The organism is Streptomyces sp. NPDC028331, from assembly GCF_055565775.1.
Map to the genome: position 1 here is coordinate 68,913 of NZ_JBVHTR010000009.1, position 13,160 is coordinate 82,072.

At 72.8% G+C, this 13,160-nt stretch carries 10 protein-coding genes, 1 pseudogene and 1 riboswitch; of the genes and pseudogenes, 7 read left to right on the forward strand and 4 right to left on the reverse strand.

What is annotated here, in order from left to right; all coding sequences use genetic code 11:
* Positions 1–243 precede the first annotated feature (243 nt).
* A complete protein-coding gene (locus tag ACZ4SW_RS15615; RefSeq protein ID WP_468242811.1) occupies positions 244–4,278 on the forward strand; it encodes a molybdopterin-dependent oxidoreductase in 4,035 nt (1,344 codons plus the stop codon).
* A 193-nt stretch (positions 4,279–4,471) separates the two neighbouring features.
* Entirely contained in the window at positions 4,472–6,166 is a 1,695-nt protein-coding gene (locus ACZ4SW_RS15620) for a hypothetical protein (protein WP_468243200.1), read from the forward strand.
* A gap of 41 nt (positions 6,167–6,207) precedes the next feature.
* Here the strand turns inward: ACZ4SW_RS15620 and ACZ4SW_RS15625 are convergent, their stop codons facing one another.
* Positions 6,208–6,555 carry an ArsR/SmtB family transcription factor gene (locus ACZ4SW_RS15625; RefSeq protein ID WP_468242813.1) on the reverse strand — a complete coding sequence of 116 codons (348 nt, stop codon included), beginning with the start codon at positions 6,553–6,555 and terminating at the stop codon, positions 6,208–6,210.
* Between the two features lie 90 nt (positions 6,556–6,645).
* Positions 6,646–6,855: riboswitch (cobalamin riboswitch) on the forward strand.
* Positions 6,856–6,883: 28 nt separating this feature from the next.
* On the opposite strand from ACZ4SW_RS15625, the gene nicT reads away from it, so the two are divergent.
* Complete coding sequence (gene nicT, locus ACZ4SW_RS15630) at positions 6,884–7,987, forward strand: Nickel transporter NicT (RefSeq protein WP_468242816.1); 1,104 nt, start codon at positions 6,884–6,886, stop codon at positions 7,985–7,987.
* A 22-nt stretch (positions 7,988–8,009) separates the two neighbouring features.
* On the opposite strand, the gene ACZ4SW_RS15635 is transcribed toward nicT, so the two are convergent.
* Complete coding sequence (locus ACZ4SW_RS15635) at positions 8,010–8,786, reverse strand: YcnI family copper-binding membrane protein (protein ID WP_468242818.1); 777 nt, start codon at positions 8,784–8,786, stop codon at positions 8,010–8,012.
* A 40-nt stretch (positions 8,787–8,826) separates the two neighbouring features.
* Complete coding sequence (locus ACZ4SW_RS15640; RefSeq protein ID WP_468242820.1) at positions 8,827–9,414, reverse strand: hypothetical protein; 588 nt, start codon at positions 9,412–9,414, stop codon at positions 8,827–8,829.
* A 161-nt stretch (positions 9,415–9,575) separates the two neighbouring features.
* On the opposite strand from ACZ4SW_RS15640, the gene ACZ4SW_RS15645 reads away from it, so the two are divergent.
* On the forward strand, positions 9,576–9,974 hold the full coding sequence (locus tag ACZ4SW_RS15645) for a TOBE domain-containing protein (RefSeq protein WP_263232542.1): 399 nt from the start codon (positions 9,576–9,578) through the stop codon (positions 9,972–9,974).
* Positions 9,975–9,999: 25 nt separating this feature from the next.
* On the opposite strand, the pseudogene ACZ4SW_RS15650 reads toward ACZ4SW_RS15645, so the two are convergent.
* Positions 10,000–10,179, reverse strand: a pseudogene (locus tag ACZ4SW_RS15650) (hypothetical protein); the annotation flags it as partial.
* Positions 10,180–10,360: 181 nt separating this feature from the next.
* Here ACZ4SW_RS15650 and modA point away from each other — a divergent pair.
* From modA to ACZ4SW_RS15665, 3 genes are read left to right on the forward strand one after another with little or no spacing between them, the layout of a single operon-like run.
* Positions 10,361–11,197: a molybdate ABC transporter substrate-binding protein gene (gene modA, locus ACZ4SW_RS15655; protein WP_468242822.1), complete on the forward strand. Its 837-nt coding sequence runs from the start codon at positions 10,361–10,363 to the stop codon at positions 11,195–11,197.
* The gene (modB, locus tag ACZ4SW_RS15660; RefSeq protein WP_468242824.1) at positions 11,194–12,045 is read left to right on the forward strand and encodes a molybdate ABC transporter permease subunit; all 852 of its coding nucleotides are present in this window, start codon (positions 11,194–11,196) and stop codon (positions 12,043–12,045) included. Before modA ends, modB begins: the two co-directional genes overlap by 4 nt.
* Complete coding sequence (locus tag ACZ4SW_RS15665; RefSeq protein WP_468242827.1) at positions 12,042–13,133, forward strand: ABC transporter ATP-binding protein; 1,092 nt, start codon at positions 12,042–12,044, stop codon at positions 13,131–13,133. Before modB ends, ACZ4SW_RS15665 begins: the two co-directional genes overlap by 4 nt.
* Positions 13,134–13,160 lie beyond the last annotated feature (27 nt).

Sequence of the window (13,160 nt, forward strand, 5' to 3'; positions counted from 1 at the left end):
CTCCCCGTGTCGGCTCGCACTCATCGTCTGCACCGGGCAATTGTGGCGCATGGTCACCCGTTCGGCCCAACAGCGACACGGACCGCGACACCCCCTTCGGTCACTTCGGCCGGACGGCGCCCCTCCAGTACCACGCCGCGGCGTCGCCTCACACCGGCCTCCTGCCCGGTGTGCAGCGCGCGTAACGGCTCAAGATCGCGGCGCGTGACATCCGCGTAACGGGCAATTCGTACGGTCGTCGGCATGACCACGAGCCCCGGAACGCAGCGGACACGGACCGTCTGCTCGTACTGCGGCGTCGGCTGCGGGATCGTGCTCGACGTCACGACCGGTCCCGATGGGCGCCGTCGTGTCGTCAAGGCGTCCGGCGACCGGGAACACCCCGCCAACCGCGGCCGCCTGTGCACCAAGGGCGCCACCACCGCGGACATGCTGGCGGCGCCCGGCCGGCTGACGACAGCGCTGGTGCGCGACGACCGGGGCGCGGAGCCGGTGCCCGCGCCCGTGGACGCGGCGGTGCGCGAGACCGCGCGCCGGCTGCGGGAGATCGTCGACGAGCACGGTCCGGACGCCGTCGCGTTCTACGTGTCGGGCCAGCTCAGCCTCGAGGCGCAGTACCTGGCCAACAAGCTGGCCAAGGGGTTCGTGCGGACGAACCAGATCGAGTCGAACTCGCGGCTGTGCATGGCGAGCGCGGGCGCGGGCTACAAGCTGTCGCTGGGCGCCGACGGCCCGCCGGGCTCGTACGACGACCTGGACAAGGCGGACGTCTTCCTGGTCATCGGCTCGAACATGGCCGACTGCCATCCGATCCTGTTCCTGCGGCTGATGGACCGGGTCAAGGCGGGCGCCAAGCTGATCGTCGTCGATCCGCGGCGCACCGCGACCGCCGCGAAGGCGGACCTGTTCCTGCAGATACGCCCGGGCACGGACCTCGCCCTGCTGAACGGGCTGCTGCACCTGCTGCACGAGAACGGCCACACGGACGACGCGTTCATCGCCCGGCACACCGAGGGCTGGGAGGCGATGCCCGCCTTCCTCGCCGACTACCCGCCCGCCGCCGTCGCCGAGATCACCGGTCTCGCCGAGGAGGACCTCCGTCGGGCGGCCCGGCTCATCGGCGAGGCGCGGGAGTGGACGAGCTGCTGGACCATGGGGCTCAACCAGTCCACGCACGGCACGTGGAACACCAACGCGCTCGTCAACCTGCATCTCGCGACCGGCGCCATCTGCCGTCCGGGCAGCGGCCCGTTCTCCCTGACCGGCCAGCCCAACGCGATGGGCGGGCGCGAGATGGGGTACATGGGGCCGGGGCTGCCGGGTCAGCGGTCGGTGCTGGTGGCGGAGGAGCGCGCGTTCGTCGAGGAGCTGTGGGGGCTCGAGCCGGGCACGCTGCGTGCGGACGGGGTGGGGCGCGGGACCGTCGAGATGTTCCAGAAGATGGCGGACGGCGACATCAAGGCCTGCTGGATCATGTGCACCAATCCGGTGGCGTCGGTGGCCAACCGGAAGACGGTCATCGAGGGCCTGGAGGCCGCCGAGTTCGTCGTCGCCCAGGACGTCTTCGCGGAGACGGAGACCAACGCCTACGCCGACGTGGTACTGCCGGGCGCACTGTGGGCCGAGGCGGAGGGCGTCCTCGTGAACAGCGAGCGCGGACTCACCCTCGCCCGGCCCGCGCTGGACCCGCCCGGCGAGGCGATGGCCGACTGGCGGCTGATCGCGGCGGTCGCGCGGGAGATGGGGTACACGGAGGGCTTCTCGTACGGCAGCGCCGAGGAGGTCTTCGAGGAGATCAAGCGTGCCTGGAACCCGAAGACCGGCTGGGACCTGCGCGGGGTGACCTACGACCGGCTGCGGACCGGGCCCGTGCAGTGGCCGGCCGCCCGGGAGGACGGTCCGGCGCGCAATCCGGTCCGGTACGTCGACGGCGGGCTGACGTTCCCCACCCCGAGTGGCCGCGCGGTGTTCCACGCACGCCCGCACCTGCCACCCGCCGAACTGCCCGACGACGACTTCCCGTTCCTGCTGAACACCGGGCGGGTGCAGCACCAGTGGCACACGCTGACCAAGACGGGGAAGGTGGAGAAGCTCAACAAGCTCAACCCCGGGCCGTTCGTGGAGGTGCATCCCGAGGACGCCGCCGCGCTCGGTGTCGTGGACGGTGACCGGGTGGAGGTCGCCTCCCGGCGCGGGCGGGCCGTGCTGCCGGCGGTGGTGACGGACCGGGTGCGGCCGGGGTGCTGTTTCGCCCCGTTCCACTGGAACGACCTGTTCGGCGAGTACCTGAGCGTCAACGCGGTGACCAGCGACGCGGTCGACCCGGTCTCCTTCCAGCCGGAGTTCAAGGTGTGCGCGGTGGCGCTGGCGAAAGTCGCGGAACCGGCACCGCCCGCCGGCCTCCCGGCGGCCCCCGTCGCGACCGTCCCGCAGACCCGGGCCCCCGCCCCCGCCGCCGACCCCTTCGGCCTCGCCCCCGCCCCTCCCCCGGTGCTGAGCGCCCAGGAGCGCCAGTACCTCACCGGCTTCCTCGCCGGCCTCGGCTCCGGCGCCCCCGGCGTGCCCGTGCTGCCGCCGGACGCGCCCTTCAGCCCCGAGCACGCCCTGTGGGTCAACGGCGTCCTCGCCGGCATGTACTCCCGGGCCGGCGGCGCGCCCAGGGAGCAGGAACCCGCCGGCCGTGAGGTGGTGGTGCTGTGGGCCTCGCAGACCGGGAACGCAGAGGAGTTCGCCGCGGCCACCGCCCAGCGGCTCACCGCGACCGGTCATCGGGCCACCCTGGTCGGCATGGACGAGGCCGACGTCGGGCGGCTCCCGCGCGGTGCCGACCTGTTGCTGATCACCAGCACCTTCGGCGACGGCGACGCCCCCGACAACGGCTCCGGCTTCTGGGACGCCCTCTCCGGCCACCAGGCCCCGCGCCTGGACGGCGTGCGCTTCGCCGTGCTGGCCTTCGGCGACTCGACGTACGACGACTTCTGCGGACACGGCCGCCGCCTGGATGCGCGCCTGCAGGAGCTGGGCGGGGTGCGCCTCGCGCCGCGCACCGACTGCGAACCCGACTACGAGCCGTCCGCGGGCGCCTGGCTGGAGGCGGTCCTCGCGGCACTCGGGGACGCGCCGCCGGCGGCGGCTCCCGCGAAGCCGAAGCCGAAGCCGGGGAAGGCCGCCCCGACGACCGCCCGGCTGGTCGGCAACCGGCTGCTCAGCCTGCCCGGGGCCGGCAAGGAGGTGCGCCGGTTCACCTTCGACACCGGCGGAACCGGCCTCACGTACGAGACCGGGGACGCGCTCGGTGTGCGCCCCGTCAACTCCCCCGCGCTCGTGGAGGAGTGGCTGGAGGTGACGGGGATCGACCGCTCCGCCGCCGTGGAGCTCGCGGGAGCCGGCGAGGTGACCTTCGCCGAAGCCCTGCTGAGGCATCTCGACATCACCCGGATCACCCCGGACCTGCTGCGCTTCGTCGCCGAACGCGTCCGGGACGACCGGGAGCTGCGGCAGTTGCTGCGCCCGGACAACAAGGACGGTCTGGCGCGCTGGTGCTGGGGCCGGCAGGCCGTGGACGTGGCGGCCGAGTACGCGGTGCGGGCGTCGGCCGAGGAGTGGGCGGGAGTGCTCAAGCGGCTGCAGCCCCGCCTGTACTCGATCTCGTCGAGCCCGCTCGTCGATCCGCACCGGGTGTCGCTGACCGTGTCGGTGGTGCGCTACGAGGGTCTGAGCGGGCGGCCGCGGGCCGGGGTGTGCGGCGGCTTCCTCGCCGACGCGGAACCGGACACGCCGGTGCCGGTCTTCGTGCAGCGCTCGCCCCACTTCCGGCCGCCGGCGGACGGCTCGACCCCGATGGTGATGGTCGGGCCGGGCACCGGGGTCGCCCCCTTCATCGGCTTCCTCCAGGAACGCCGGGAACTGGGGCACACCGCGCCGAACTGGCTGTTCTTCGGCGAGCAGCACCGCGCCACCGACTTCTACTACGAGGAGGAGCTGACGAAGCTGCGCGAGGACGGCGTGCTCACGCGTCTCGACACCGCCTTCTCCCGCGATCAACGCGCCAAGGTGTACGTCCAGGACCGGATGCGCGAGCACGGCCCCGAGCTGTGGCACTGGCTCCGGGACGGCGCCCGCTTCTACGTCTGCGGGGACGCTTCCCGCATGGCCAAGGACGTCGACCAGGCGCTGCGGGACATCGCCGTCCTGCACGGCGGTCTGAGCGAGGCGGAGGCGGCCGCGTTCGTGAAGCAGCTCGCGGCGGAGAAGCGGTATGTGCGGGACGTCTACTGAGGCGTGGACCAAGTCGCGGTCAACCGGAAGAGAACCGCCGCCGAACGCAACCCTCCGTACGGGATCTCTTCACCCCGCTGCCACCGCGTTCTTCACCACCGGGCGCTCGTCGTTCATGATCTCCTCCTAGCGTCCTTGCGTGCATGTGGCAGAAGTGAAGCCGTCGACAAGGGTCCGGTGGGCGCTCCCGCTGGTGGCGCGGGGCGAGAACGAGCCGGACCGGGCTCCCGCGCAGTGGCACCGCGTACTGACGTTGCTCGCGAACATCAGCTTGTTGATCAACACGCGCAACGTGTGGAACACCGCCGCCAGCCATCACCCGCCGATCGCCGCGGTGATCTCCGTCTGCTACGCGTCGATCCTGGTCACGGGCGTGCTGACGCTGGTGGTGCGGCGCACCCGCTCGCTGGCCCGGCTGGATCTCGTGGTCCTGGTGACGGCGATCACGCTTCTGTACTGCGCGTCCGCCGTGCTGCACGACTACAGCGACGAGTCGATCCTCACCATCCAGGCCGCCCGCGAGTTGCTGCACGGCAACCCGATGTACGGGCAGGCCTGGCCCTGGCTGTTCGGGCACCACACCACCGTCGCCTACACCCCGACCGTGGACGGCGGTTACGACTACACCTACGGCTATCCGCCGCTGACCGCGCTCCTGACCGCGCCGCTGCTGCGGATCGGTCACGGCGCGCTGCCCGAGGTCCTGGTCCCGACCACCGCGATCGCCCTCGGCGCGGTCGTCATGTGGAAGATGCTGCCGGCGCCGTGGCGCTCGGCGGCCACCATGGTGTGCCTGGGCTTCGGCATGATCCCGATGTACGCCCGGCTCGGCTACCCGGCGGTCGTCGCGCTGGCCTTCCTGATCCCGGTGGTGGTGCGCTGGACACGGATGGGCACGGGCGGGCCGGCCGACTGGGCGCGGGCGGCCTGCCTGGGCGCGGCCTGCGCCGCCCAGCAACTGCCGTGGTTCCTGACGCCGTTCCTGCTCGCCGGCGTCTACGCGGTGCGGCGCGGTGAGCTGGGGGCTCGTGCGGCGGCCCTCGCCGTGGGGCGGATCGTGGGCATCGCGGTCGGGACCTGGCTGCTGATCAACGCGTACTTCATCGTGACCGAGCCGCGCACCTGGCTCGAGGGCATCGCGCTGCCGATCACCCAGGGCGCCATCATCCACGGCCAGGGCCTGGTCGACATCTCCCTGTACTTCACCGACGGCAGCGACCGCCTGAGCTGGTACTCGCACGCGAGCATGCTGCTGCTGGCGGGTCTGCTGGCGCTGTTCGTGCTGTTCGTGCGGCGGCTGGGCCCGGCGGCGACGGTGCTGCCCTGGTGCGCGTTCTTCCTGGCGACCCGTTCGCAGGACGGCTACTACCTGCTGATGACGCCGCTGTGGCTGGCGGCCGCCGTCACCGTGCCGTCCTCCGCGTTCGCCACCGCCTGGCAGCCGCGGCTGCTGCACGGCCGGCGGACGGCCCGCATGGTGCTGGCCGGAGCCCTGGTGGTACCGGCTCTGCTGGCCGTGACGCTCGCGGCGACCGGGGAACCGCCGCTGCGCATGCAGGCCATCGGCTCCACCCGGAAGGCCGCGACCGTCAAGACGCTCACCGTCCGTGTGGACAACACCGGTGACTCCGCCGTCCAGCCCCACTTCATGGTGACCACCGGCCAGGGCATGAGCCTTTGGTGGAAGGTGCTCCAGGGCCCGTCGTCCGTCGGTGCCCACGCCACCGCCACCTACCGGATCCAGGCGCCGGGCAAGGGCTTCGCCGTCCCCAAGAAGGGCGCCCGGGTCCGGCTGCGCGCCTTCACCGGGTCGCCGCTGACGCTGTCGAGCCAGGACATCCACCTGGCGCAGCACAAGGTCAAGTCCAAGCCCTCACCCAAGAAGTGAGGACCAAGGGTGGGGTGAGGGAGCGTTGAGGTGAGAGTTCGTCAGGTGACTTGCTTCAGCAGCTCGTTCACCACGGGATCGGTCACCCGGTAACGGACGATCCGCCCCTCCTTCTCACCCGTCACCACCTCGGCCGTCCGCAGCAGCCGCAGCGCCTGCGAGACGGCCGGGTCGTTCATGCCGGTGGCCACCGCGAGATCGGAGACGGCGAGCGGGCCCGCCCGGTGCAGGGCCAGCAGCAGGGCGAGCCGGCCGGGGTCGGCCAGCAGCGAGAAGCGTTCGGCCCAGGTGCGTACGGCCTCGGGGGCGCCGATGGCCTCGATGGCCTCGCAGACCCGGTGGCCGTCGATGGTGCGCCTGCCGGCGCGGTCGGCGGGGACGAGATGCATGCGCACATTCTCCCAGGTCCGCTGTGTGATCTTCGATACCCCGGAATACCTGCGCAACTGTGCAGTCTTGCAGGCGTTCCGGGGCCGGCCCTAAGGTGGGCGGGCCGTGGTGTTCGGGAAGACCGGTGAAAGCCCCCAGGGGCTCAGGCCGGAGCGGCCCTCGCCACTGTGATCGGGGAGTTCCCGTCCCGTGCCGCCCGCCTCCAGCGGGTGGCGCCACTGGCTGCACGTCGGCCGGGAAGGTTGGGGCGGGCGCGGTGATCCGTCAGCCAGGAGACCGGCCACGGCATCTCACGAAGTGATCCACGAGGTGCTGGAGCGTGACCGCATGACCCTGACCGACCCTGCCCTGCCCAAGGCCGCCTCCTTCCGTTGGCGGCGCGAGGACACCCTGCGGACCGCCGGACTGCTGGCGGTGGTCGCGGCCCTGCACGTGGCGGCGTTCGGGGTGCTGTTCCTGCTGGTCGCGCCCGAGCACTACCAGGTCGGCTCCAAGGCGTTCGGCGTCGGACTCGGCGTCACCGCCTACACCCTGGGCATGCGGCACGCCTTCGACGCCGACCACATCGCCGCCATCGACAACACCACCCGCAAGCTGATGGCGGACGGCAAGCGCCCGGTGTCGGTCGGGTTCTGGTTCGCGCTCGGGCACTCCAGCGTGGTGGTGGTGCTCGCCGCGCTGATCGCCGGGGGCACCCGGCTGGCCGGTCGGCTGATGAACGACGACTCCCGTACGCACCAGGTGCTCGGGGTGCTGGGCACGACGATCTCCGGCTCGTTCCTCTACCTCATCGCGGCCCTCAACCTGGTGGCGCTGGTGGGCATCCTGCGGGTGTTCCGGGCGATGCGGGCGGGGGCGTACGACGAGACGGAGCTCGAACAGCACCTGGACTCCCGGGGGTTCATGAACCGCATCCTGGGCCGCCTCACCAGGTCCATCAGCCGCCCCGGGCAGATGTTCCCGCTCGGTTTCCTGTTCGGCCTGGGCTTCGACACGGCGACCGAGGTCACGCTGATGGTGATGGCGGGCAGCGGGGCGGCGGCCGGGCTGCCCTGGTACGCCGTCCTGTGCCTGCCGCTGCTGTTCGCGGCCGGGATGAGCCTGTTCGACACCCTCGACGGCACGTTCATGAACTTCGCCTACCAGTGGGCGTTCTCCAACCCGGTGCGCAAGGTGTTCTACAACCTCACCATCACCGGTCTGTCGATCGCGGTGGCCTTCCTGATCGGCACGATCGAGCTGGTCGGAGTGCTGCACGACAAGCTCGACCTGCACGACGCGGTGACGGGCTGGATCGCCGGGCTCGACCTCGACAACGTGGGCTTCGTCATCGTCGGGCTGTTCGTCGTGGTGTGGGCGGCGGCCCTCGCGTACTGGCGGCTGGCGAAGGTCGAGGAGCGCTGGGCCCCCCGCCCCGCCGACGGCGGGTGACGCCGACGGGGCGGGGCCCCGGTCACTCGGACGCGGAGGTGCCGGAGGAGCCGGTGGATTCGGAGGATCCGGCGGTGCGGCCGCGGGCGAGGGAGAAGCCCGCGGCGGCCAGCCCGAGCACGCCGACGACCAGACCGGCGATGCCGAGCCCCCGGGCGGTGGAGTCACTGGTGGCGGCGGCCTTCGTCGTGGCGGCGCTCGGCTTCTCCTCGGTGCCGGCTTCAGCCGCGGTGGAACCGCCGCCCTCCGCCGTGCCCTGGGCGGTCAGCTTGAGCACCGGCGCCGGGTTCTCCGGCTCGTCCTGCCCCTTCTGGGCCTCCTCGATCCAGCGGACGACGTTTCCGTCGGAGTAGGTCTGCAGCGTCTTGAACGTCAACTTGTCCGTGTTGTCCGGGAGTTGACCGAAGGCCACGTTGAAGTCCTGGTACTGGCCGTGCCGGATGCGGCCGCCGGTCCAGGTGATCTGGGAGACCGCGTCGGTGATGGTGCCGTCGTCCGTCTTGACCGGTGTCTTGAGCTTGGTGGTGGTCACCTGCGCCGTCCAGCCGTCCTGCGGGGTGACCAGCACGCCCAGGACCGGGTGGTCGGTGGGCAGGAAGACCTGCACCTTGGTGGTCGCGGCGGTGTCCTCCTCATTGGGCACCCGGAAGGTGAGCACGCCGTCCGTGGCGCCCTTGGGGTAGCTCTCGGGGTGGACGGTGACGTGTGCGAAGGCGGCTCCGGCCGTGGTGAGGACACCGGCGGCGGCGAGCGCGGCGACGGTGGTGGCGCGGCGCAGGGTGGTACGCGTCAGGGACATGGGTGGGCAAGCTCCGTACGTGCGTTCGGTGTTGGGGGGTTCAGACGGTGTACGGGGCCGCCGGGGGCGGGCCGCGCCGGTACAGCGCGTGGCGGAGCAGCGCCTGCCCCGGGAGGCGGCGTCGTCGGGCGTACGGGCGCGGCGGCCTGACGTACGCGGGCAGCGGTGCCGTACACCACCGGACGGCGAGGCGCGGGACGAGGGCGGCGGCCTTGCGCAGCACCGACCACAGGGCGGCCTCGCCGCGCCGCAGGCACCAGGAGGCCAGCAGGGCGGCGGCCAGGTGCGCGGCGACGGCGTGCGAGGTCATGGCGTGCGGCGGGACGGCCATGCGCATGCCCTGCGCCATGCCCGGCATGCTCATCGCCATCCGCGTCGGCTCGGCCGCCGCGAAGCCGAGGTGGAACCCGCCCTGCACGAGGAGCATGGCGAGGGTGATGCCGGTCAGCGAGCGCTCCCGCCCGGCGAGCGCGGCGGCGGCGGTGAACACGGGCAGGAACCCGGCCGCGTCCACCCACACCGGCGGCACCGCGCCGGTGGCCAGCGTGTGTCCGCCGACGGCGAGCAGCACGCACACGACGGCGAACACCGCCGCGCGCAGGCTCCGTACCGCCCAGGACACGTCCATGGGGTGGGATCCTGCCATGCACGCCTGCGCGACGACCGCTTTTCGGGGCTTCCGTGGTGTCGGTCTCCACGCCGTCGGTGCGGATCACGACCGGCCGGAAGCGGTCATCGGCGTTCGGGGCCGCCCCGGCGCCGGTGGCGCGGGCGCCTATCGTGGCGCGCATGCAGTCCTACACAATCGGCCAGGCCGCCCGGCTGCTCGGGGTGAGCCCGGACACCGCACGGCGGTGGGCGGACGCGGGGCGGGTGGCGACCCGGCGCGACGAGAGCGGGCGGCGGGTCATCGACGGCAGGGACCTGGCGGCGTTCTCGGTGGAGTTGGCGCGCGGCGGCACCGGTGAGGAGGACGCGCCCTCGTACACCTCGGTCCGCAACGCCTTCCCGGGCATCGTCACCGCCGTGAAGCTGGGCGACGTGGCCGCCCAGGTGGAGATCCAGGCGGGCCCCCACCGCCTGGTCTCCCTGCTGACCCGGGAGGCCGTGGAGGAACTGGGCCTGGAAGTCGGTATGGAGGCCACCGCCCGGGTAAAGTCGACGAACGTCCACATCGACCGGGCCTGACCCGGCGGCCCCGCCGGTCGGGCGCTCACGCCCACGGGCCGTAGCCGCCGTCCACCCGTATCGCGCTGATGCCGCTGACGTACCGCGCCCCGCATCGGTCCTGGGGCAGCACGAGCCGGGGTCCGGACCGGTCGAGCGGGGCGTCGTCGACGACGGCCGCCGGCGGCACGGGCGCACGGCCGAAGTCCGGGTCGATCTCGGCCCACCTCCCGGGCGACGGCACCCGCGCGGCCCCTCACGCAAACGCACCTGCCAGCCTCGTCGGCCGATCACGCGGCTCATGCGATGGCACAGGGCCCTTCCGGTTGGCATCTGCGTCGGTATGATCGGCACATCGCGGAGGGGTGCGTGGTCCCTCCCGGACGTTCAGAGGGAGTGGACCCGTGATGACCCGTTCCGTGCGTCGGACCGGCCGGATGCTGCTGGCGGCCGGTGCCGGAGCCGCCGCGTTGCTGGCCCTGGGCGCCTGCTCCTCCTCGTCCGGCTCCTCGGACTCCGGTGCGGGTACGAAGGCGGACTCCTCGGCGTCCCCGTCGTCCGCGAAGCCGTCCGGCACGGTCACCGTCTTCGCCGCCGCCTCCCTCAAGGAGAGCTTCACGGCCCTGGGCGAGGAGTTCGAGAAGGAACACCCCGGCACGAAGGTGTCCTTCAACTTCGGCGGCAGCGACACCCTCGCCGCGAGCATCACCGGCGGCGCCCCCGCGGACGTCTTCGCGGCGGCCAGCGCCAAGACCATGGCGATCGTGACGGACAAGAAGGACACGGCGACCACACCGGTCACCTTCGTGCGCAACCAGCTCGAGATCGCCACCCTGCCGGGCAACCCGCACAAGGTCTCCTCCCTGAAGGACCTCACCGGATCCGGTCTGAAGGTGGTGTTGTGCGACAAGACGGTGCCGTGCGGGGCCGCCGCGCAGAAGGCGCTGTCCGCGAGCGGCCTGAAGCTGACGCCGGTGTCGTACGAGCAGGACGTCAAGAGCGCCCTGACCAAGGTGGAGCTGAAGGAGGCCGACGCCGCGGTCGTCTACAAGACGGATGTGAAGGCGGCGGGTGACAAGGTGCAGGGCGTGGAGTTCCCCGAGTCCGCCAAGGCCGTCAACGACTACCCGATCGCCCTGCTCAAGAACGCGCCCAACGCCGGGGCGGCGAAGGCGTTCATCGCGCTGGTGACCTCCGCCGAGGGCCGCAAGGTCCTGACCGAAGCGGGCTTCCTGCAGCCATGACCCGGATCGACGCGTCCGACGCCGCGGCCGACACCCTGGTGGGCGGACCGCGGCGCGGACGTGTCCGCCGGCCCGGTGTGCCGCTGCCGCTGCTGCTGCCCGCGCTCGTGGGCCTGGCGTTCCTGCTGCTGCCGCTGGTCGCGCTGCTGGTCCGGGCGCCCTGGCACACCCTGCCGGACGAGCTGACCAGTGCGGAGGTGTGGCAGGCGCTGCGGCTGTCCCTGGTGAGCGCCACCGCCGCGACGGCCGTCAGCCTGGTCCTCGGCGTGCCGCTGGCCTGGCTGCTGGCCCGTACGGACTTCCCGGGCCGGGGGCTGCTGCGGGCCCTGGTGACGCTGCCGCTGGTGCTGCCGCCGGTGGTGGGCGGCGTGGCCCTGCTGCTGGCGCTCGGCCGCAACGGCGTGGTGGGGCGGTGGCTGGACTCCTGGTTCGGGATCACGCTGCCGTTCACCACGGCCGGGGTGGTGGTCGCCGAGGCGTTCGTGGCGATGCCGTTCCTGGTCATCAGCGTCGAGGGCACGCTGCGGGCCGCCGATCCGCGCTACGAGGAGGCCGCGGCGACGCTCGGCGCCTCCCGCTTCACCGCGTTCCGCCGGGTGACGCTGCCGCTGATCGCGCCGGGCATCGCGGCCGGGGCGGTGCTGGCGTGGGCCCGGGCGCTCGGCGAGTTCGGGGCGACGATCACCTTCGCGGGCAACTTCCCGGGCCGTACGCAGACCATGCCGCTGGCCGTCTACCTGGCCCTGCAGGACGACCCGGCGGCGGCGATCGCGCTGAGCCTGGTGCTGCTCGCGGTGTCGATCGCGGTCCTGGCGGGGCTGCGGGACCGCTGGATGACGGCGTCATGACCCACACCGGACAGGCCGCCTCCCGCAGCACCCCCACCGCCGTGCGCGGTGCCGGCCTCGACGCGCGGATCGTCGTCGAGCGCGGCTCCTTCCGGCTCGACGTGGCGCTGACCGCCGCGCCCGGGGACGTGCTCGCGCTGCTCGGACCCAACGGCGCGGGCAAGACGACCGCCCTGCGCGCGCTGGCCGGGCTGGTGCCGCTCTCGGGCGGTCACCTGCGGCTCGACGGGGCCGCGCTGGAGAGCACTCCCCCGGAGGCGCGCCCCGTCGGTGTCGTCTTCCAGGACTATCTGCTCTTCCCGCACTTGTCCGCCCTGGACAACGTGGCCTTCGGCCCGCGCTGCCGGGGCGCGTCCAGGGCCGAGGCGCGGGCGGTCGCCGCCGGGTGGCTGGAGCGCATGGGGCTCGCCGAGCACGCGGCAGCCAGACCGCGCCGGCTCTCCGGCGGCCAGGCCCAGCGCGTCGCGCTCGCCCGGGCGCTGGCCACCCGGCCCCGTCTGCTGCTGCTCGACGAACCGCTCGCCGCGCTCGACGCCCGCACCCGGCTGGAGGTGCGGGCGCGGCTGCGCCGCCATCTGGACGACTTCGAGGCGGTGGCCGTGCTGGTCACCCACGACCCGCTGGACGCGATGGTCCTCGCCGACCGGCTGGTGGTCGTGGAGCACGGCCGGGTGGTCCAGGAGGGCACCCCCTCCGAGATCGCACGCCGTCCGCGCACCGACTACATCGCCCAGCTCGTCGGGCTCAACCTGTACCGGGGGACGGCGCAGGGGCACACCGTGCGGCTCGACGCCGGCTGCGCGATCACCACCACGGAGGATCTGTCCGGACCCGTCTTCGTGGCGTTCCCGCCGGGCGCCGTGACCCTGTACCGGGACCGGCCGGACGGCTCCAGCGCACGCAACCTGTGGCGCTGCGAGGTGGCCGGGCTCCAGACGCTCGGCGACCGGATCCGCGCCGACCTCGCCGGTGAGCTGCCCCTGGCCGCGGACCTGACCACCGTGGCCGCGGCCGAGCTCGGTCTGCATCCCGGGGCGACGGTGTGGGCGACGGTCAAGGCGACGCAGACCCACGCGTATCCGGCCTGACGCGCCGCCCGGATACGGTGCGCGCGT